General features: G+C 47.4%; 16 protein-coding genes. 4 read left to right on the forward strand and 12 right to left on the reverse strand.

From position 1 onward, the window contains the following. Nucleotides 1-12: 12 nt before the first annotated feature. Nucleotides 13-1,218: an LLM class flavin-dependent oxidoreductase gene (locus FS818_RS11420; protein ID WP_397351738.1), complete on the reverse strand. Its 1,206-nt coding sequence runs from the start codon at nt 1,216-1,218 to the stop codon at nt 13-15. A 492-nt stretch (nt 1,219-1,710) separates the two neighbouring features. On the opposite strand from FS818_RS11420, the gene FS818_RS11425 reads away from it, so the two are divergent. Then, nucleotides 1,711-2,595, forward strand: coding sequence for a helix-turn-helix transcriptional regulator (locus FS818_RS11425; RefSeq protein ID WP_145331889.1), 885 nt, complete (start codon nt 1,711-1,713; stop codon nt 2,593-2,595). A 309-nt stretch (nt 2,596-2,904) separates the two neighbouring features. Continuing rightward, nucleotides 2,905-3,378, forward strand: a complete 474-nt coding sequence (locus tag FS818_RS11430) for a stalk domain-containing protein (protein ID WP_145331890.1) — start codon at nt 2,905-2,907, stop codon at nt 3,376-3,378. 73 nt (nt 3,379-3,451) lie between these two features. Here the strand turns inward: FS818_RS11430 and FS818_RS11435 are convergent, their stop codons facing one another. The 8 genes from FS818_RS11435 to FS818_RS11470 form a co-directional block, all read right to left on the reverse strand. Next, nucleotides 3,452-3,796 (reverse strand): DUF3139 domain-containing protein, encoded by a 345-nt coding sequence (locus tag FS818_RS11435; RefSeq protein WP_145331891.1) that lies wholly within the window; start codon nt 3,794-3,796, stop codon nt 3,452-3,454. 99 nt (nt 3,797-3,895) lie between these two features. Continuing rightward, nucleotides 3,896-4,573, reverse strand: a complete 678-nt coding sequence (locus FS818_RS11440; RefSeq protein WP_145331892.1) for a YiiX/YebB-like N1pC/P60 family cysteine hydrolase — start codon at nt 4,571-4,573, stop codon at nt 3,896-3,898. Nucleotides 4,574-5,088: 515 nt separating this feature from the next. Continuing rightward, entirely contained in the window at nt 5,089-6,036 is a 948-nt protein-coding gene (locus FS818_RS11445; protein WP_145331893.1) for a hypothetical protein, read from the reverse strand. 8 nt (nt 6,037-6,044) lie between these two features. Continuing rightward, the gene (locus FS818_RS11450) at nt 6,045-7,412 is read right to left on the reverse strand and encodes a nucleotide sugar dehydrogenase (RefSeq protein ID WP_145331894.1); all 1,368 of its coding nucleotides are present in this window, start codon (nt 7,410-7,412) and stop codon (nt 6,045-6,047) included. Nucleotides 7,413-7,588: 176 nt separating this feature from the next. Then, complete coding sequence (locus FS818_RS11455; RefSeq protein ID WP_145331895.1) at nt 7,589-8,392, reverse strand: response regulator transcription factor; 804 nt, start codon at nt 8,390-8,392, stop codon at nt 7,589-7,591. 33 nt (nt 8,393-8,425) lie between these two features. Next, a complete protein-coding gene (locus tag FS818_RS11460; protein ID WP_186375465.1) occupies nt 8,426-9,826 on the reverse strand; it encodes a glycosyltransferase family 2 protein in 1,401 nt (466 codons plus the stop codon). A 22-nt stretch (nt 9,827-9,848) separates the two neighbouring features. Beyond that, a complete protein-coding gene (locus FS818_RS11465) occupies nt 9,849-11,063 on the reverse strand; it encodes a HEAT repeat domain-containing protein (protein WP_145331896.1) in 1,215 nt (404 codons plus the stop codon). 47 nt (nt 11,064-11,110) lie between these two features. Further along, a complete protein-coding gene (locus FS818_RS11470) occupies nt 11,111-13,336 on the reverse strand; it encodes a hypothetical protein (protein ID WP_145331897.1) in 2,226 nt (741 codons plus the stop codon). An 869-nt stretch (nt 13,337-14,205) separates the two neighbouring features. Here FS818_RS11470 and FS818_RS11475 point away from each other — a divergent pair. Both FS818_RS11475 and FS818_RS11480 read left to right on the forward strand, forming a co-directional pair. Beyond that, a complete protein-coding gene (locus FS818_RS11475) occupies nt 14,206-15,450 on the forward strand; it encodes a DNA polymerase IV (protein WP_145331898.1) in 1,245 nt (414 codons plus the stop codon). Beyond that, on the forward strand, nt 15,447-15,800 hold the full coding sequence (locus FS818_RS11480) for a YolD-like family protein (protein WP_145331899.1): 354 nt from the start codon (nt 15,447-15,449) through the stop codon (nt 15,798-15,800). The genes FS818_RS11475 and FS818_RS11480 overlap by 4 nt, the downstream gene beginning before the upstream one ends. A gap of 240 nt (nt 15,801-16,040) precedes the next feature. Here the strand turns inward: FS818_RS11480 and glsA are convergent, their stop codons facing one another. From glsA to FS818_RS11495, 3 genes are all read right to left on the reverse strand, one after another. Then, nucleotides 16,041-16,982, reverse strand: coding sequence for a glutaminase A (gene glsA, locus FS818_RS11485; protein WP_145331900.1), 942 nt, complete (start codon nt 16,980-16,982; stop codon nt 16,041-16,043). 205 nt (nt 16,983-17,187) lie between these two features. Beyond that, nucleotides 17,188-18,360 carry an LOG family protein gene (locus FS818_RS11490; protein ID WP_145331901.1) on the reverse strand — a complete coding sequence of 391 codons (1,173 nt, stop codon included), beginning with the start codon at nt 18,358-18,360 and terminating at the stop codon, nt 17,188-17,190. A gap of 188 nt (nt 18,361-18,548) precedes the next feature. After that, nucleotides 18,549-19,031 carry a GNAT family N-acetyltransferase gene (locus FS818_RS11495; protein ID WP_145331902.1) on the reverse strand — a complete coding sequence of 161 codons (483 nt, stop codon included), beginning with the start codon at nt 19,029-19,031 and terminating at the stop codon, nt 18,549-18,551. Nucleotides 19,032-19,376 lie beyond the last annotated feature (345 nt).

Below are 19,376 nucleotides of genomic sequence, written 5' to 3' on the forward strand. Positions count from 1 at the left end.
AAGACGACCTCCTTAGTTGGTAGTAACTGAATGCTGTTCCTGTCTTGTTTTCCATTTTTCGCGGATGATGGGCATCACGGTCTTGCCGAAGATTTCGGCTTCTTCCAGGTGCGGATAGCCGGACAGAATGAAAGTCGTTACGCCCAGGTCTCCGTATTCCATCAACCGTTCTGCAACCTGCTCCGCTGTACCCACGATGAGGATAGCCCCCCCGGAACGCACCACCGACAAACCCGTCCACAGGTTCGGCCCAACTACAAATTGCTGCTTCTCGGACAGTTCCCGGAGTTCATTCTGTCTGCGCTGATTGGTGGCATCCGTTTCGGCGAAAGCAGCTTTGGCCTTTTCAATCGCTTCCGGCGGCACTTTGCTGATGATCTCCCATGCCGCTGCCCACGCCTCTTCTTCCGTATCCCGAATGAGCACCTGTGCACGCATACCATAACGGAGCTGACGATCTTGTCCCGTCTCCTCTTTCACCTGCTCGCGAATAACCTCGATCTCTTCGATCTGTTCCTGAATCCAGTCATGCGGCTCCCCCCACATCAGGAAGGTATCCGCATGTTCAACTGCCACTCGCTTCGCAATCGGAGAACTTCCTCCAAGATAGAATGGAGGGTATGGCTTCTGTACTGTCTCCGGCATGCCTACCGGGCCTTTGAAGTTGTAATATTGACCGTTGAATTCAGGATTTGGTTCGCTGGATGCATCTGCACCTGATTGTGCGCCGCTTCCGGCGAATTCCGTCAGATTCAAGCCTGTCGACTGCGTCCACGAACGCTTCATGACTTCCATATACTCGCTTGCGCGAACATACCGTTCATCATGCGCATGTGCCAGCGGATCACCGAGCTCTTCCAGATCTCGAACCGAGCTGCCCGTAACTACGTTAATCATGGCACGACCGCCAGAGAGCTGATCCAGTGCCGCACCCATGCGAGCCGCGAGTACGGGTGTCACCAGACCCGGGCGAATCGCTACAAGGGGACGCAATGTCTTGGTGTGACTCATTACCGCCGAGCCGACCACCCATGCGTCCAGACAGGCTCCCCCTGTCGGAATCAGTACGAATTCGAATCCGGCCGTTTCCGCCGTCTGTGCCACCTGCACCAGATAATCCAGACTTGGCTCACGTTCCGGCTCTACACCTACATACTTCCCATCTCCAGCCGTTGGTAAAAACCATCCAAATTTCATCTCTTGCTGTTCGCTCACCATCGTCATTCCCTTCTATGGATAAATAAAGTCTCATGTTAAAAATAAGATCGGTGCTCTGCAACATGGCCGTTCCGGGTACGAATCGTTCTTTCGATCGCTGTTATCTCCAGATTTTTTTGATTCCCTTTTCCAAAGGGAAAATCCGGAGATAAAGGCGAACACTACGTTTCTTCAGAATCGATTTCGTCCCCTCCACTACGTTCTCACTCGTTAAACCCTATTTTTAAAGTGGGCCTAATTTCTAATTATTTTGTAAAGTATACATCCAAATACCGATTAATTAACTTGGTTTAATAGGTATGGACATCATATCAATTGATTTGTCTGTGATCAATGTCATTTCGCGGCAATTTATTTTTGTCATTTTGTGGTCGTTTTTCGAATTCATGTTTACCCGATCTTGAATTTATATAAAACCCACCTGTATAATAGGTTATAAATAAATCTTTTAGATGATATCAACGATACTTAATTATTAAAGAGGTGTTCCTGATGACCGAGCTTGAACGCATGAAGGAGGACCACCACGAGTTTTTGGATATTCTATTTTTCACTCCGTCTGAATTCGAGAAAGCCAGCGGTGCATGGCCGTTACGCATTGGTCGTAACATTGCTAAAAGCAATTATCATATAGGTCCTCGGACTACGCCTTATCATTACTTGTTATTTGTGTTGGAGGGGGAAGGTACATTTATTCAGAACGGACAGCAGTACCCCCTGAGGGCCCGAGATGCCTTCTGTCTGTTTCCGCATGTGACGCATGAGTACTGGACAGATCCCGACCATGCTTTGCAAAAAATCTTTATTGCCTTTGACGGAGCATATGCGGCTGAACTGCTTTCTCGCATTGGATTAAGTCCTGACAACCCGTATCGTTCAGGTGTGCTCACACCCGAGACAGCTAGCAGTATGCGGTCATTTATGGAGGATGTTCGCAAAACGCAGGACACTGCCAGTGACTTGGGGCGACTGATCCGGTTTCTCAGCCTTTTCGACCGCATTGCGCGCTCTCCGGCGACCAAAGACTTGCAACCGGATGTTGCCACCCCCTGGCTTCAAAAAGGGAAAGAGTACATTGAACTTCATTTTGCAGGCGGGATATCAGTGGAAGGTGTGTCTGCGCATGCAGGGGTGGATCGAACCCACTTCGCCAAGCAGTTTCGCAAAGCCTACGGCTTGTCTCCTGTTCAGTATATTCAGCAGCTCAAAATGAAGCAGGCCAAGCTTCTGCTCGTGCAGACCAAGCTCAGCTTAACGGAAGTGGCTCATTCCGTGGGTTACCCGGATTTATTTTCGTTCTCCAAAGCTTTTAAAAAGCAAGTCGGCCTGCCTCCCAACCGTTATCGAACAACGGCAACCGAACTGAAGAGTGATTAGATTAGTTGAGTTGGTTAAGAGAACCGGCGAGCTAACGGAGCGATTTCCTGTTTCCATGCACTAAAATATCCTGAATAAGGCAAGTCCCTCGCTCAGCGATCGGGACTTGCCTTATTCAGGTTTTCTATAATTAGAAGAGATAGATTCAGCTTCTGCTGCCTCTGACGAGTCGAAGTGTTTTTTCATATAACACAAGTTATGTACGAAAAATCTCATCTTGCACTTCCTAAAAACTTACTCCCAACATATGTAACTTATGTACCTGTTGTTACGTTAATTCTAATGAATATATCAAAGGAGTGATTAATCATGCGTATTTCCAAGCTTTTAGTTGTGAGCATACTAACTCTTGCTATGGCTGGTTTTGGTTCCTCCGTAAACGCTGCCTCTTCCCCCGCTTCCGGATCAACTGTGAACATCCAATCCAATGTGCTGGGTGAAAAATCATTTACAGGTCTGATTATTAAAGGGCATACCTACGTTGATCTCGACGGATTCGTGAACTGCCTTCCGTTCCAAATTAATTCCAAAGCTTTATCCTTTCAATCCGAAACCAAAACGTTTAAGGTCCTCAATGAAGACTTTGCAATTCCTACTCCAGAATTAGAGTTCAAGGTTGGAAGTGAAACGTTCCAGCACGATGGTGAGTCATTTCGGATGAATAGCCCTGTTCTTCTGATTCAAAATCGCATTTATTTTCCGCTAAAAGATGTCGTTTCGGTCTACGACATTAACGTTTCTTATGACTCGCAGACGAAAACGATACAAGTGAGTAAAGAGTAACTTACGCTACACCTGGTTCAGAAAGATAGAATGTTACCCAAACGGGGAACAAGTTGCACCAGTTGGGACGCTTTTATCTAATCGGAGACTCCAGATGTTTAGGATTATCGCCCGAATAACTGTACTGCTCAATGTGCCCGTCCTTGAAAATGATGTAATGATACTTATTATTAGGATCATCAGCGAATGTTACGGAAGCACCGTAAGGAGCCTCTGAGCTTGTAAAGGAATAGTTCCCCGTTGTATCTATAATTTCCTCAGGTGTATACCCTTTTTGTTGAATTAAGTAGGCCCTCACTTTCTCTTCAGCATCATTCATTTTGATCGGATTACCAAATAAACTTAAGTAGCCCCATCCTGATAGAATTACAACAATGGCAAGTATAGAAAGTAAACTGATTTTCACTTTTTTGGTCATTTAAATCCCTCCGCATCATAAGAGTGAAACTAGAAACAATTCACATTAAAGCCCCCAAAAAAGGGAGCTTTAATGTGAATACAAGTAACATTTAAAGTATTAGAAATTACTTCCCCAAGAACCCGCCAATGTGAAACCTTTTTCATTTAAGAAATGGTACGGTCCATAAATACCACTCCAAAATGGCCCATGTCCATCAACGGATACCCCCCCACCAAAATAATAAGCATCCCAAACTATTTTAGAGCAGTACGTTTCTTTCTCGTAAGATCCAATTGTGTTTATCAATCCGTATTCTACCACACCTACATAATTTTTTTGATAGGAAGCAGCCCATGCACCAGCTTTGCTAGCTACTCCTGAACTTGTGTAGCGCATAATTTTTGTGTTTTGGTTCCTACTTTTCCATTCAGAAATTGAGATTTTCTCTAGTGGCTTGCGGTAACCACTGATTGATACAACACTTCCCCCAGCATCCGTTACAATGCCAGCATGCCCTGTCAAACCTTTTGAACTGGTGCTGTTGGTTACTAGTACATCCCCAACACGAATAGGAGTTGATGTTCCTGGATAATACTCATCCGGTATTGCAAATATCCCTACTGATTCATCTTTTTGTTCTGTAATAACTGTATTATTACTTTTGAAATCTGAAGCTCGAGATTCAACACTTTGTTGTTCGGCATATGTAGTTGTTTCTGCACTAGCCATGCCAATAGAAAAAATAGATAGAATCATTAGAAACAAGAAGCTAGTTAGTAATTTTGTTTTTTTCATTATTATCTCCAAATTAATTATATTTCGAACTTCGGCCGATGTCGATATAGGAATAATATTACAATAGTGATTTACATGTAAATAGTATAATAATACTATTAATATACTATTTGGATATAATTATATAATTAGTTTTAATACTCCACAAATAATATAATCGTAATACATCTTTACAATCACTCAATTCAGGCCTCAAGTCTTGATTAACACTTTTAAAGAGAACTCGAATCCTTACTTTTGACCTATGTCCTGTCCATACAAATTATCTTCGATTTAGTAACAACAATATTGGAATGACGAAATTGGACTAGATGCTTAGAGATTGAAGTAGTCCGAATTAACTTTTTGGGTTTGTTTGTAAACAATATAATTTGAAATGTCATTAATACATATTAATTGTTACATTTAAAAAACTCCTGAGTGCGAGGATCTAACTCCTCGCACTCAGGAGAGAAAGCTTTCATCATTTTATAATTTCTCACAATCTATTATATACACCTCATCTGTGCATCTGCTCAATCAGTCTTCCCGGGCGACTCCTCTTTCGATTCCTCCGTCTTGCGGGCCAGCGGAATCCCGTTTTGCTTGGCATACCAGGCCTCATAATGATGCACAGCCACACCTGCAAACGATGAATGTGAGGCACCGAGTTCAAACACCTTCTGCATCTCTTCGTCCATATTGCTGATGGGTTTGCGGAAAAAGGTCAGGTGATCTCCCTCGTGTGTGTCCGCGAGTTCTGCTCCAATCCAGACCTTCTTGCCCAGATCATCCGCTTCAGCCAACTCTTCCTTGGACAGATCGTACATCTGCTGCCCGCTGTCCCGATAAGCCATAATCGCAACCGCATCGAAACGGGAGATGACCCAGCGACTGAACGTTTCCTTGCCTCCAGCCGACTGACGGGCATCCAGCCAGAATGGAATCGCTGCGCTCATATACAGTCCTGCAGCCTTTCCAGCTTCCGTCCAGACCTCCATATTGTTCTGCCACTCGGCAATGACACTGCTCTCCTCGTTCTCCCAGCGTTTTAACTGGTACGGCTCGACATCGAGCTGAATGCCTTCAAAGCGTTCATTCTTCGCAGAAGAAGAATTGTATGCCCGAACTCGTTCTATAAAAGCAAGTCCTTCTGCGCGGTTCTCGCGGTAAGCCCAGTCGGCATGACCATTCAGCGCGTGCACTTCGATCTCGGCATTGCTCGCAGCCGCAATGAACTTGCGATAAGCCGCATCGGGCACCTCATCCTGAACTTGCAGGAAAATGGTATCCACGCCCTGTTCCTTGGAGAACGCGATAATCTCAGGTGTCTGCTTGATGATGATTGACGTATCCCACAGCCAGGTTGCCTTGTGTTCCTCATGCGAAAACCATTTGAACAGCCAGGACAGGAGCAGCAGGCAGAACACCACAGCCACAATAGCCCATTTAGCCTTACCTGCCCACTTGCCCTGTATTCTCATCAGTCGCCTCAGACGAGAACCGCTTCACTTGGTGCAAACACAGGATGTTGTACCGAGTGACCGATCTTGTAAATGTGTGAATGATTGTACGTGCGGAATGCATTACGTGTATCCAGAATAGGTACACCCAGTTCCGCAATATCATAATAAGGCAAGTCGCTGTGGTTGGTGATCAGCACGATGCAATCATACGTTTTGAACTGCTCCAGGTTAAAGGATTGGCTGTGTACCGTTTCGCCGTGTTTGTCCTTGAATGATTCTGCATGCGGGTCGTAATAGTTAACGTTTGCGCCGCTTTCCTTGAACAGCTCGTATACTTCCAGTCCCGGTGATTCACGCAGATCGGCAATATTCGGTTTGTACGACATGCCGAGCAGGAGAATGTTCGATTTGCGAACAGACTTCGCGTATTCATTCAGGATCGTTGACGTTTTATTCAGTACATAGTACGGCATATTGTCATTGGTGGATTGCGCCAGTTCAATAAATTTACTATAAAAACGGAATCCTTTGGCCTTCCACGACAGATACATCGGGTCGAGCGGGATGCAGTGTCCGCCGATACCCGGACCTGGATAGAATGGCATAAAGCCAAACGGTTTTGTCGCAGCCGCGTCAATAACCTCCCAAATATCGATGCCCATGCGGTCACACATCATCGCCATTTCATTCACGAAGGCAATGTTGACACTGCGGAATGTGTTTTCCAGTAGTTTGGACATTTCCGCTACTTTAGGTGAAGATACCGGAACTACAGTCTCTACATATTTGCTGTACAGCGCTGTGCCAAGCTTCAGGCAAGCTTCGGTTGTACCGCCAATGACCTTCGGTGTATTAAACGTAGTGAAACGACCGTTGGATGGGTCCACTCGTTCAGGCGAGAAGCACAGGAAATAGTCTTTGCCCGCCTCATGTCCGATTTTGTCCAGCTCCTGCTGGATCAGCTCTTCCGTTGTACCTGGGTACGTCGTACTTTCCAATGTGATCAGCATGCCTGGTTTCATATGCAGTTTAATCTGATCCACAACCGTCTCGATGTAAGAGGTATCCGGGTCCTGATTTTCGCTGAGCGGCGTTGGTACGCAAATACTCAGTGCATCAATGACACGCAGCATGCTGTAGTCTGTTGTTGGCTGGAAACGGCCGCTTTGCATCACTTTTTTCAATTCGTCGGACGAAATATCGTGAATATAGGAATCCCCATTGTAGATGCTGTCGACTTTGGAAGCATCCAGGTCGATGCCAATGACGGTAAACCCTTGGTTGACCATCTCCACCGCAAGGGGAAGGCCGACGTAACCGAGGCCGACAACGCCCAGTACTGCTTCTTTATTTTCGATCGCGTTCAGTAAAGTGTGAAATTGTTGATTCTCCATGATATTCCCTCCGCGCAATATATTTGATGTTGCTTATATGAGCTGAACTAAGGGGATTTACACGGACACTTCGATGACAGAATAACCTTCTGATCGCTGTTAATGTGTAAAAAATTAGTTCAGATCATATAGATGTGGTTGTATTTAAGCGTTGTGACTGTAATTCTGCTTATTTGTTAGTGCAGGCAGCGTCTGATCCGGGCGTCCAGCTCCACAGGAGAGAACGGCTTGGTCATATAATCGTCTACCCCGCTGCTGAAACATTGGCTGATCGTCTGCTCCACCCGCTGTTCGGTCAACACGACGATTTTCGGTGGTTGCTCCACCTCCAACTTCTGGATATGGTGAATGAATGGAAGCCCATCGATGCCGTACAGATTCAGCTCGGTCAGCACGAGGTCAGGTGTCACTTTCTCGATCAGGTCGAGTGCGGCGAGTCCATCCACCGCCTCGTAGGTTTCGTATCCTTGCATTTTTAAACGCAGCTGCAAAAATTCTCGAACCGTCGGATCATTATCCACGATCAAAATCCGTTCGGGGTCATCCGCCGTATGTTCCAGCGTATAGATATGAATTTCCGATGAATCCACAAGCTTCGAAGATTCGGCCATATGCTGAATCGTTGCCTTCGAAGGGCGCTCCCCTGGCGGGAAACTGGCCAGTGTAATCTGCGGATCAGCGCCGGGAGCACGCTCTTGCAACTCATGCTTGATGCGAAGTCCTTCATAGTGAACCTCATCAAGCGTAAGCCCTGGAAGCAGCACAGCAATCGCCTTTGTATGACTATCCTGCCATACCTGGAACGACGTATATCCTGCCTGCTCCAGATGTGTCCTGACCTGCTGCTCCGGCTGAACCTGACCTGCACAGTGAATGAACATTAAGCCACAAGCTTCGGCACCCGTTTCCTTCAATCCCTGTTCTACATTGCGGTACACATCAACGGCAGCCTCACGCTGCAATGTCGCCGTATTTGGCATGTTCTTTTCCACCCTTCTATAATGTTGTTACAATTAAGCCGCTTTGCTCGTTTCCTTGGATTCCTCAGACCAGCTTTGGCGGGTCATGGTGCCCCAGGAATTGTTGTTTTGCAAAAACTGAATGTGTCCCTGCAATCTCCACAGCACGCCGAGCTGATGATACCCCACAAATTTCAGGGCGGAGTAGACAAGCATTTTGACCAGATCGGACAGCTTGTTATACCGTTTGAATGCAATCTCCTCCAGAATCAACGCCCCTACACTCAGCAGATATCCGCTCACCAAGTTCAGCAAGCCAAACAAAACGAGGATCGGCCACTGGGTCATGTCCAGAAGCACGTATCCAGCCAGAGCGATCAGTCCGGTAATACGGAAGTACGGATTCAGTGCTTCAAAAATAACGTTATATGGCATGGTGATTAACCCCATGACCTTATATTTCGGATTGAATAACATACCCCGATTTTCCAGCATGTTTTTCAGATTCCCGCGTCCCCAGCGTTTGCGCTGGCTGGACAAAATGCGGTAAGAATCCGGTGCCTGTGTCCAGCACACCGCTTCAGGACAGAAGGCAACGCGGTATTTGAGTTTATTTTCGAGCATATAGCGGTGAAGCTTGATAATGATGTTCATGTCCTCACCCGGATAACCGTCGCGGTATCCACCTACGGCAATCACAGCATCCTTACGGAACATGCCGAATGCGCCGGAGACGATGATCAGACCGTTCATATGACTCCAGCCGATCCGTCCGCCGAGGAAAGCTTTTAAATATTCGATAGATTGGAACATCGGCCAAATCTTGCGTGGCAAGGATACGTCCTGTACCGCACCGTTTTCGATTTTGCAGCCGTTGGCAATCCGGACATCCCCACCAATCGCAACGGTCTCTTCCGGATTCTCCATATACATGCGTGCCATACGGATCAAAGCGTCTTTCTCCAGAAGCGAATCGGCATCAATGGAAGAAATCAACGGATAGTGGGACAAGTTAATGCCTGCATTGAGGGAATCAGCCTTGCCGCCATTTTCCTTGTCAATCACATACAGATCCGGGAAGTCCGGGTTATGATAGATGCCACGAATCTTCTGACAAGAGATTTTTCCGCGAATCTGCGTATTCGGCACCGGCTTCAGCCGGTATTCTTCCAATAACACCTTCAAGGTGGAGTCGTTCGAACCATCATTAATGACAATGACTTCATACGTTGGATAGTTCAGTGTCATGAGGCAGTTTACATTTTCAATAATCGTCAGTTCCTCGTTGTACGCAGGCACCAGCAGGGATACCGAAGGTACCAGTTCCGAGCCGGATAACGTGTTGTACTTGGAGTAATGTGACCTCCGGAAGATCGTCCAGATGTTACGAAATGATAAGGCCAGTATGGAAAAATAAAGCGTATTAACAAACACCACATAATAGATGGCGACCATACCGTAGATGAGTAATAAATCTCTAAGCAGTGTAATCCCCTCCTACTGTTGCAACGCCTGTGCGTTTTTTGGTTGTACGGTTTTCGCTGCCGCGAACCGGGCCAAAATAACGTTCGTACAGCAGTCTTTTTTTGTTATGTGCAATCATCTGCTCTACCGCCTTGTGGTCGGTTCCCGAATGCTGCATCGTACTCTCAATCTGCTGCATCGCAATCTCGCGCTCCGCACCCGTTCCTTGTACCGCTGCCTGACACAAAGCCTCGAATCCCGGTTCGCCCAGTTTGCTTAGGCTTTCCGCACTGTTGTACCGAACTCTCCAGTCTTCATCGCGAAGTGCCTTGCGCAGCAGCGGAATGCTGCCTGATGCATGCTTCGAGCCAAGTGCCTGTACCACTTCGGCACGGACTTCCGGGTCCGAATCCTGAATCAGCTTCAGAATCGTCTCATCCTTGAGCGCCGGGCTTGCACTGAGATACAGTTTCACTGCTTCCGCCCGTACATCCTGATGCTCTGCTCCGACAAGTCTGTCGAGGGCAGGCATCACTTCTGGCACCGCTTGTCCCCACATGGCCACAAGTCCTACTTTGACAAAATCAGGGTTACGATCCTCTAGCAATTCGATCAGTACACGACTTGTATCCAGATTTGCTTCGAGTAAGATATCTGCTGCGAGATGATGAATCGATTTACCTTTCGTTAAAAGCACGGTAAGCATATCTTTCAATTCCCCATGCCGGGTCGTACATCTTGCAATCGAACGTCCAATCATAATGGCCATCGGTCCCGGCTTTTCATCCTTGAGAAGTTCCATTAACCCCGGAACCGCTTCGGGACAACGCATGCCTCCGAGACGATATGCTGCATCAATCTGACGTCCATAACGCAGACGTCCCAGCTCTTTCAGGTCATGCTCAACGAATCCGGCCTCGCGGCACAGTTCAATCAGCTTGTCACGATACTCTCCCTTGAACTGGTCAATCCATTCAATCAGCTTGTCCTGAATAACCCGGCGTTCCAGCGGAGCCAGCTTGCCTGGCGGCAATTTGAGCGGACGGTTTTCCGTCAATGCGGTCTGCAAATACGTGAAATAGTCTCGTTGCTTCATTTCATACAAAGCGGTTTTGCGTCGTTTGCCATTGTGGGACATTTTCATGGCAAACAGCACGATGACGCCCACAATCACAAGTGCGATACAGGCAATCAAAAACCAATAGGCCAAAGCCAAACTCTGGAACATGTGAAAAAGTCCTCCTTTTATACTCGCTTATGATGTTCTATGCTGATTTATTCGATCTGAAAACTAGGCATTTTTTCGTAGCTCTGCCGCATTTTTTCATAGCTTAACTTAAGTCTTTCGCTATATTCTACCTGCTCCCAAGGTTTCCAGCTGTAGACGGGTAAAGTTTTCAAATCCAGCGTTGATTGCTCGCCCCCAGGCCAGGATACCTGCTTCGTGGAACGATCCGTCAACCACGGAACCAGCGTGATACCTTCAACGGTAGTCGTAGAAAACTCCCGGCCGTTTTTCAGCGGTCCGTATTCAATCGCCTGCAAGGAGCTCGGATCACCGAAGCCAAGAAGCATCCACGGAATTCGCATCTCCACCTGATTGCCGTTATACTGCCAGGCTGTTAACGAATCACTGTCTGCCTGTCCTGGAGCTGTCGTGCCTCGCTTTAACATTCCCACGTTCTCCGCCATGAATGGATGCGCTGAGCGGGTATCCGGCGGGGTCATCTTCAGACTGACAGCCAGTTCCCACGGATGGAACGGATCGGCTGACTTCAATTGCTCGTCTGGGATCATGTTATATCCGTCCTTGCCATACAGACGCTGGTTGAAATCATAATCCTTGGCAATCTGTACCTGGGACTCGTTATCCTTGCCTAGTGTAATGACCGTTTCCAGTCCATCACTTAACGTTTTGCCTGACAACATGTTGCTTGGTTGACTGCCTCCGGTAAGGGTATCTGTTCCAATGCGAAGCACAGTCTTCTCCGGGTCAAATGGCTGATTCAGCGTCAAGCCCACATAAAGATAAGCTTCATCATGGGTCATTTTCATCTCCTGAATACCATTCACCTGTCCCTGCCAGACCGTAACTTCTTCATCTTTCAGCTTGTCCCAATCATCCAGCTTGCCATCTATCGTCAGCTGTTCCTGTTTCCCTGGGTCCATGGCCAGCAGACCAAACATCTTCTCGTTGGTTAACACGTTTAGCCAGTATGCCCGGCGATCTGCCGGAATTTCAAGCGGCATCGTGTTCCAGGTTTTTTTGAACCACTCATCCTGCCACATGAACAGAATCGCTCCTGCATAGCCTTCATCATAGATATCCTGCGTAAGCGAAGCATCGATGTCTCCCTGCTGTACCTCGTTATGCCCGCCTTGATTTCGTCCACCCATGCCCAGATGAGATATCCCCAGTGAGGACGGCACACCATACTCTGTAATCATTACAGGCATATCGGAAAACTCGGCTTTTAGTTTTTGCAGATAGCTTTTGTACGTGTTGTACTCGCCTTTTTCATTCTTGATGGTTTGCAGTGTCTTATCTATGTGAAACAGATCCGGGTAATACGGGTACACGTGATAGGCAGCAAAATAACCCCCATCCCATGCTTCCGGCTGAATATGCCGTGCATCTACACTGACCATATCCTCCTCATAGAGCGGCTCGCCCGGATGATCCAGCACATCGGTTGTAACCCAGTTGGTAAACGTCATCGGATGTTCCCATCCATACTTTTTCTCCTGAACCGCCGTGTAGTCCAGCAGCTCTGCTAACCAATTTTCAAACGGTGATGCTGCTGCACTCCCGGAAAAGTGAACACCTTTGTACTGCGGCACATCCGCATGCACCTTATTGGTGTTGTCCACCATCCCCGGGTCCCACTCGGTACCTACATGCCAAGCCATCAAGTATTTTCCGGCATTGGTTCTGTATTTACCGCTGGACTCTCCGTTCTTGGCAGGAATGTCCGCATCGCCGTACACGGCAGATACCGCCTTTTCTATCTCCTGCTTGAACCTCTGTTCAATATGATCGGCGTAGGCATCCTGCTTTTCAATCAATTCCTCCTCGGGTGACCATATGCCTTGTATAAAATATAGCGGCTGCTCCCGGCCGCGATTATAATCGACCAGTGCGGAGTAAAAAATCGGCTGGTGGACGGTATAGACCCGAATCACATTCGCGCCCAAATCCTGAATCTGCTCGAACCAGCGCAGGTAATCCTCCTCGGTGAGCGGAAACTCTCCCGGGTAATGTCCCGGCGAAGTGGCCCCCAGGTTCACCCCTTTAACGAACATTTCCTTCCACGTTCCATCCGGCCCGTATTGCATGAACCGGTCTCCATCGGTCTTGAATTTCATTTCCGTGCCGTTCTCCGCTGTATACGTAACAAGCTTTGGCTGCATGTAATGCCATCCGGCAAGTATTCCGCCAGTCACCACCAAGGCGCCTGTCAAAGCTGTCAGTAACCAGCGTCTTCGTCGTTGTCTGCTCATGACTTCTGATTGCTCACCTCTCTAGTATGCATCCTGCTTCCCCATAGATTAGGTTCATGCACCGCACAAACCCATGCAGGAAACATACGATCATTCCGCTTCGGATGTCCGCTTGGTAGAGATGTCAGCGGTGTAGTTCTCACTATAGCGCTAAGCCTCCGCATTGTAACTAGGCTGATGGAAGCAAACATGATATGGAACGTTCTGCCCATACTCAGACCGTTGAGCCACCCGCCAGCACACCAAGGCAACAATTCCGTTTGCGGTCTTTTTACATTCGTGATCTGCCGAAAAGCACAGATGAACGTCCTGCTTATCCTGCACATCTTCACGTAATATTGTTATGTGCAACGCGGATGCAGGCACTCTTCCCCCGAAAAACATATACCTCATTAAACGCGAGTAACATTTTAAAGTTTCGCGTTTTTTACAGTATTAACCATAAAGATTACAAAATTGATACTATAGTCCGATAACGCATCACTGAAAATCCGCGTCCTATCAAGGTTTTCTGAAAAGTACTGAAAATGAAAAAAGGACATCAGTCCCCCTATCTAGGACTCTATCCATGAACGACACTTTTACAAAAATCAAAATGAACTAGCGGTCATCACCCGGAGGTCATAGATCTCTCACATTAAATGTAAAAAAGCACATCTTATTTCCTATTTCTCGCACCTAGCCTGCCCAGCGTATAATTGTGTCCAATTTGCAAAATAATTCCGGTTGCCGCATTTTGAATTGTCCTTTATGCTTATAAAACAAGAACACTTGTTCCATACTGTAAATAAACTGTAAATGAACAGCTCTCTGCAAGGATCAGACGACAGGAGCAACATCAAGAATTGCAGATAAGGAGAGGAAACATCATGCCCCGCCAAGACAGACGTGTCATCATGCTGGCAGACTGCCAGTCATTTTACGCCAGTGTGGAGAAGTCTGCACATCCTGAGTACAGGGATCGCCCCCTCGTTGTAGCTGGTGACCCGGCGAGGCGTTCAGGTATCATTCTGGCGGCGTGTCCTCTCGCCAAGTCCTACGGTATTACAACCGCAGAACGACTGGGAGAGGCGCTTGCCAAATGTCCAGATGTTGTCGTTATTCGCCCAAGAATGGCCGAATACATCCGCGTATCTCTTCATATTACAAGTATTCTTCAGTCCTATACTGATCTGGTGGAACCCTACAGCATCGACGAGCAATTTCTCGATGTCACGGGAAGCCTCGATCTGTTCGGCAGTCCCGAAACAATTGCACGCAGCATTCAGTCCAAGGTGATGGATGAAACAGGCGTTTACATTCGAATAGGCATCAGCGATACCAAAGTTGTCAGCAAAATGGCCTGTGACCTGTATGCCAAAAAAGTCCCAGGAGGCATCTATACGCTGCCAAGAAAGGATATGCCCTCCACGATCTGGGAAAAACCTGTACGCGATATGTTCATGGTTGGTTCACGCATGGCACAGCATCTCTACAAAATGGGCGTTCATACGATTGGTGATTTGGCGAATACACCGCTATCCCGGCTCAAGGAGCGCTGGGGTGTAAATGGTGAAGTGTTATGGCGTATCGCCCGTGGTATAGATGATTCTCCGGTAAAACCCGGAACATACACACACCAGCAGCAGGGGATCGGACATCAGATGACGCTACCACGGGATTACGAGACTTGGGAAGAGATTAAGGTGGTGTTGCTGGAGCTCGCGGAACTAGTCAGCCGACGTTCCCGGGACAAATCACTCATGGGGCATGTCGTTTCGGTCGGGTGTCGCGGACAGGATTACGACCGGCCAACCGGTTTTTCCCGTCAGATGAAGGTGAATGAACCGACCAACATCACAGATGAAGTATATGATGCGGCGGCAGCTCTGTTTCTGCGCCATTGGGACGGATTACCCATAAGGCGCATCCATGTGTCGCTGAGCGGACTTGTACCCGATTCAGAAGTACAACTGTCCTGGTTTGACGACCGTGAACGCAAGAGAGAACTGGAGCGAGCCACGGATGATATCAAGCGCAAGTTCGGAGATACCGCCATCATGCGTGCCTCATCCCTGTGCTCGTCCGCTCAGGCGCAGGATCGTTCTCATAAAATTGGAGGTCACTATAGATGAGTAAAAAATTGCAACAAAACGGACTTTTTGAATCCTCACGCATGATGCTTCCCGAACATCGGGAGGCATACATTCTTCATCAGGAGCAGCTAGCTCCCCGCACGCGTCCCTCCCTGGATGCCCAAGCGGCAGATGAAATGTCCCGTTTGCTGAGCAACTCCATGGTGCTTGGCGACCGCGTTACGATCACGCTGTTCCACGAACATGATGACGTTTCTTATACCGGACGTGTGCTCCGATTGGATCGCCCCGCCCGTACACTCAGACTGCTAACCGTTGACGGGAATCGGGATCTTCAGATGAATCTCATTACAGGTGTGACTTCCGCAGGTGAATGGATGGATGAATAAACATGTGAGTGATGCAGCAAAATGAGTATTTCTTCACATACGGACATGGAGGGGACCCCTTGATAGATGTAGAAGCTTCACGTTGTGCAGGACTGTATCCCTACTATACTTTAAGAACATCAAAAAGCAGTCGATAAAACCGATGTCCGTGCATCCTGCCTCGTTCAAAAGAAGCAAAACAACTGGAATCCGATTTATCCACTGCCTTAGAAGGGTAGCCATTACATTGCTTTTTTAATATTAGAAGAAACTCCAGTCAAACTCCTTGGACAGACGCTCAAGCAAATGAACGCCAGCCAGGCTGTTGCCTTTGCGATTAAGCGCCGGGCCAACTACACCGATGCCGAATTGTCCCGGAACCAGCGTCAGTATTCCACCGGATACACCGCTTTTGGCGGGCAAGCCAACCTCGATGGCAAATTCACCAGAAGCATTGTACATCCCGCAGGTGGTCATAAACGTTTTGGCGATCTGCACATAACGACGGGGAATGAGTTCTTCGCCGGTAATCGGATCGGTTCCATCATGAGCGAGAACAAGTGCCATGCGAGCCAGGTCAGCACAGGTAACTTCAATAGAACAATGGCGGAAATAAACTGCCAGCACATCTTCCACATCATCTTTGATGACACCGTTATGTTTGAGGAAATAAGCGAGGGAGCGATTCAGGTGGCCACTTTCGGACTCGGAGCGAAAAACGTCTTCGTTATAACCCAATCGTTCATTGTGTGCTAACTTGCGGAAAAATTCGAGAATACGGCGGGACTTCTCTTCCTTGCAGTCACCGCCAATGAGAGAGGATACGGTTATTGCGCCCGCATTAATGAGGGGATTAAACGGAATGCCTGGTTCAACCAGTTCGAGCTTGATCATGGAGTCGTAATCATCGCCGGTTGGTTCTTTTCCTACATTAAAGAAGACTGCTTCTTCCCCATGATCCATCAGGGCCAGAATCAGTGTGAACACTTTGGAGATACTTTGCATGGTAAAAGGAACACCGCAATCCCCGGCAGACACATGGTTTCCTTCCGCGTCCATAATATGTATTCCCAGATCATCCTGCGATGCTTTGACCAGCTCCGGAATATAGGAAGCTACTTTCCCCTGTCCCGTATGCAGGCGGCTGGTCTCCAGCCACTCGGGCAACAGGGCATTCAGTCGTTCTATCGTTGAATCACTCATATGTCATCTCCTCCACTTTTATCAATAGAAGTATCTTACACGAGATACTAGCCCTGCAATACAACGGGGCGCTGTACTCAGGCAAGACACCTTATACTCCTTATTCTATCCTATGCATTACCCTGTGGTACGTAAAGTTACACGAATTTCTACCGGGAAAACAAAAAAGCTGCTAGAGTAACAGCTTTTTTGGGGGAATCATATTTCAGTCTTGTTTTCCTCGCTGGTTAACAAAATCTTCCGCTCTTTCAGCCATAAGCTCCGAATCAATATTGCTAATGCCAATTCTGGCAAGTTTGTGCACGACCTGAGTCGCGGAATGTGCATTTTCAATAATGGTGTTTACGGCTTCATCAGCATCATCGACAACCCGAATATAACGTTTGAATTCCTCTTCTGTCATATTTTTTGTACCGACGAAAAGTTGATGAAGCAAACCCATCACTGGCATGTGCATCCTTTCATCAGGGGTTTCTGAATTTGTCCAGAACCGGCTGTCAAGAAACAGCATTGAAGTAATTGGAGCCTTATTATACGCGTCATTCTCACGGTAATAGACTTGAGCGGCGTCCTGGAACACTTCCTGGATTGTGCCTCCCCGCCCCTCCGAAAAAATGATACCGCATGAAGCCAGTGTAAGAAGCACATCTTCCCGTATGCTATTGAGGAAGTATTTTGCAACGTGGGTAGCAAACGGAGTAAACGGCTCGTGGCCATAATGCCAGGTCGGCAGTGCCAAACTGCAATTGAGTCGGCTGAGTTGATCCTTGAGTTCATTTGCTATTTCCCATGCGGGAAGCATCCATTTATGGAGCTTACTTAATAATTCTTCATTAAAGGTCTGCCCATCTTTACCGATAATATTGCTCATGTTTTCCGGGAATACGTCAAACGGTTCCTCCTCCAAACGTTTCATTGCAGATTCAAGGCAGTCTGCAGACCGTCCAGCGTGAAGAGCACCAAGATGTGTTGCTTCCATACAACCAGGTCCACCACCGCTAACGACAATAAAACCAGATTCTGATAGCTTCTGGGCAATTCGTGCTACTTTACGATAGGTTTCGCTTCCTCGTCTCTCCCGATGTCCTCCCATAATTGCAACAGGACGACGGCCTGCCTGTAACTGCGTTGCCAGAAATCCGTTCATTTCGCGTACAACGGATGTATCATGCACAGCCTCCATCATCGCAGCATAAGGATCTGAGACGGTTGTACCTCCTTGTTGATGAAAATATGTAAAACACCGAAAATCTGGCGTGGCTAATAGGCTCCGTGCATCATCCGCATTAAAACCCTTAAGCAACTCAAAGGGAGTATAAAGCTTATCATGAATAGGGTTAAACGGAGGATGCGTAATCCATTCCAATGATTTTATCATAATGCTCTCCTCTTACATGTAATTTAGGGCGGCTCTATCTTATATAGATTGCACAGAAAAAAGCCGCTTTATAAGCGGCTGCAGCATGTAAATGAAACGATATACTGTGTCTCTGGAAAGGTTAAGAATGGCCATTAGATCATTCAAAGCACAAGTTTGAGCTTGTACTTTCATGTGTTCTAACGTCTTTATCTGTTAGGACGCAGATTCAACTCCAGAATCTCCCCTGGCAAACCGTCGTAGTCTCCCACCCAAGTCGATTCAAAGTTCTGTCTAAGCAAAATCTGACGGGATGCCGCATTGGAAGGATCAATAACGGCATATAGAACCTCAATATCCGCAGCCTGAGCCTGAATAATCAGGCGGGACGCGATAGCCGTGCCCTGACCTTTGCCCCAATGCTCCGGTAGAATCATATACCCCATCTCTGCCCGGCTTGGGTTATCTTCATCCAGAATCAATTTGGCGTAGGCCACACCCGCATCATCCTGCGTGGTCACAAGGTAGTGCCCGCACAAAGAACGAAGATTGTAATCCAGCATGGCATCGAACTGAGTTCTGGCTTCCGCCTCCGGAATCGCACGCTCGGTAATGTGCTTCATGACGTCCTCATTGGAAACGAGTGCATAATAATGTTCAAAGTCCGGTTCTGTGTATTTCACAAAGTTCATGAATATGCCTCCTTGGGATAGATCATTTCAATGTCATCGTGTCGCAGCCGTATATCATTTTATAGCGCGTCATCGAGTACAGTGTTCCTTTGATTCACCTAGAGTATAACAGAAGCAAAGGTAGCAATGCACATCTCGGGATGTACGTCCGCGTGGTCACGTATCTACTACACTCGACAGTGGGGATTTGGGGATTTGTGAAGCTTTTTCAAAAAAGTAAAAACGGCCTCGTCGGAGACCGCTTGCCATTCATCTGTTATTAGCTTTTTGTATTCGTTCTTACCCCAATACGATGTCCATTCGCTACGTCTCTGTGATGCTGTAATACGTAGATATGGATCTGTA

Source organism: Paenibacillus xylanexedens (genome assembly GCF_007680605.1).
Lineage (GTDB): Bacteria > Bacillota > Bacilli > Paenibacillales > Paenibacillaceae > Paenibacillus > Paenibacillus xylanexedens_B.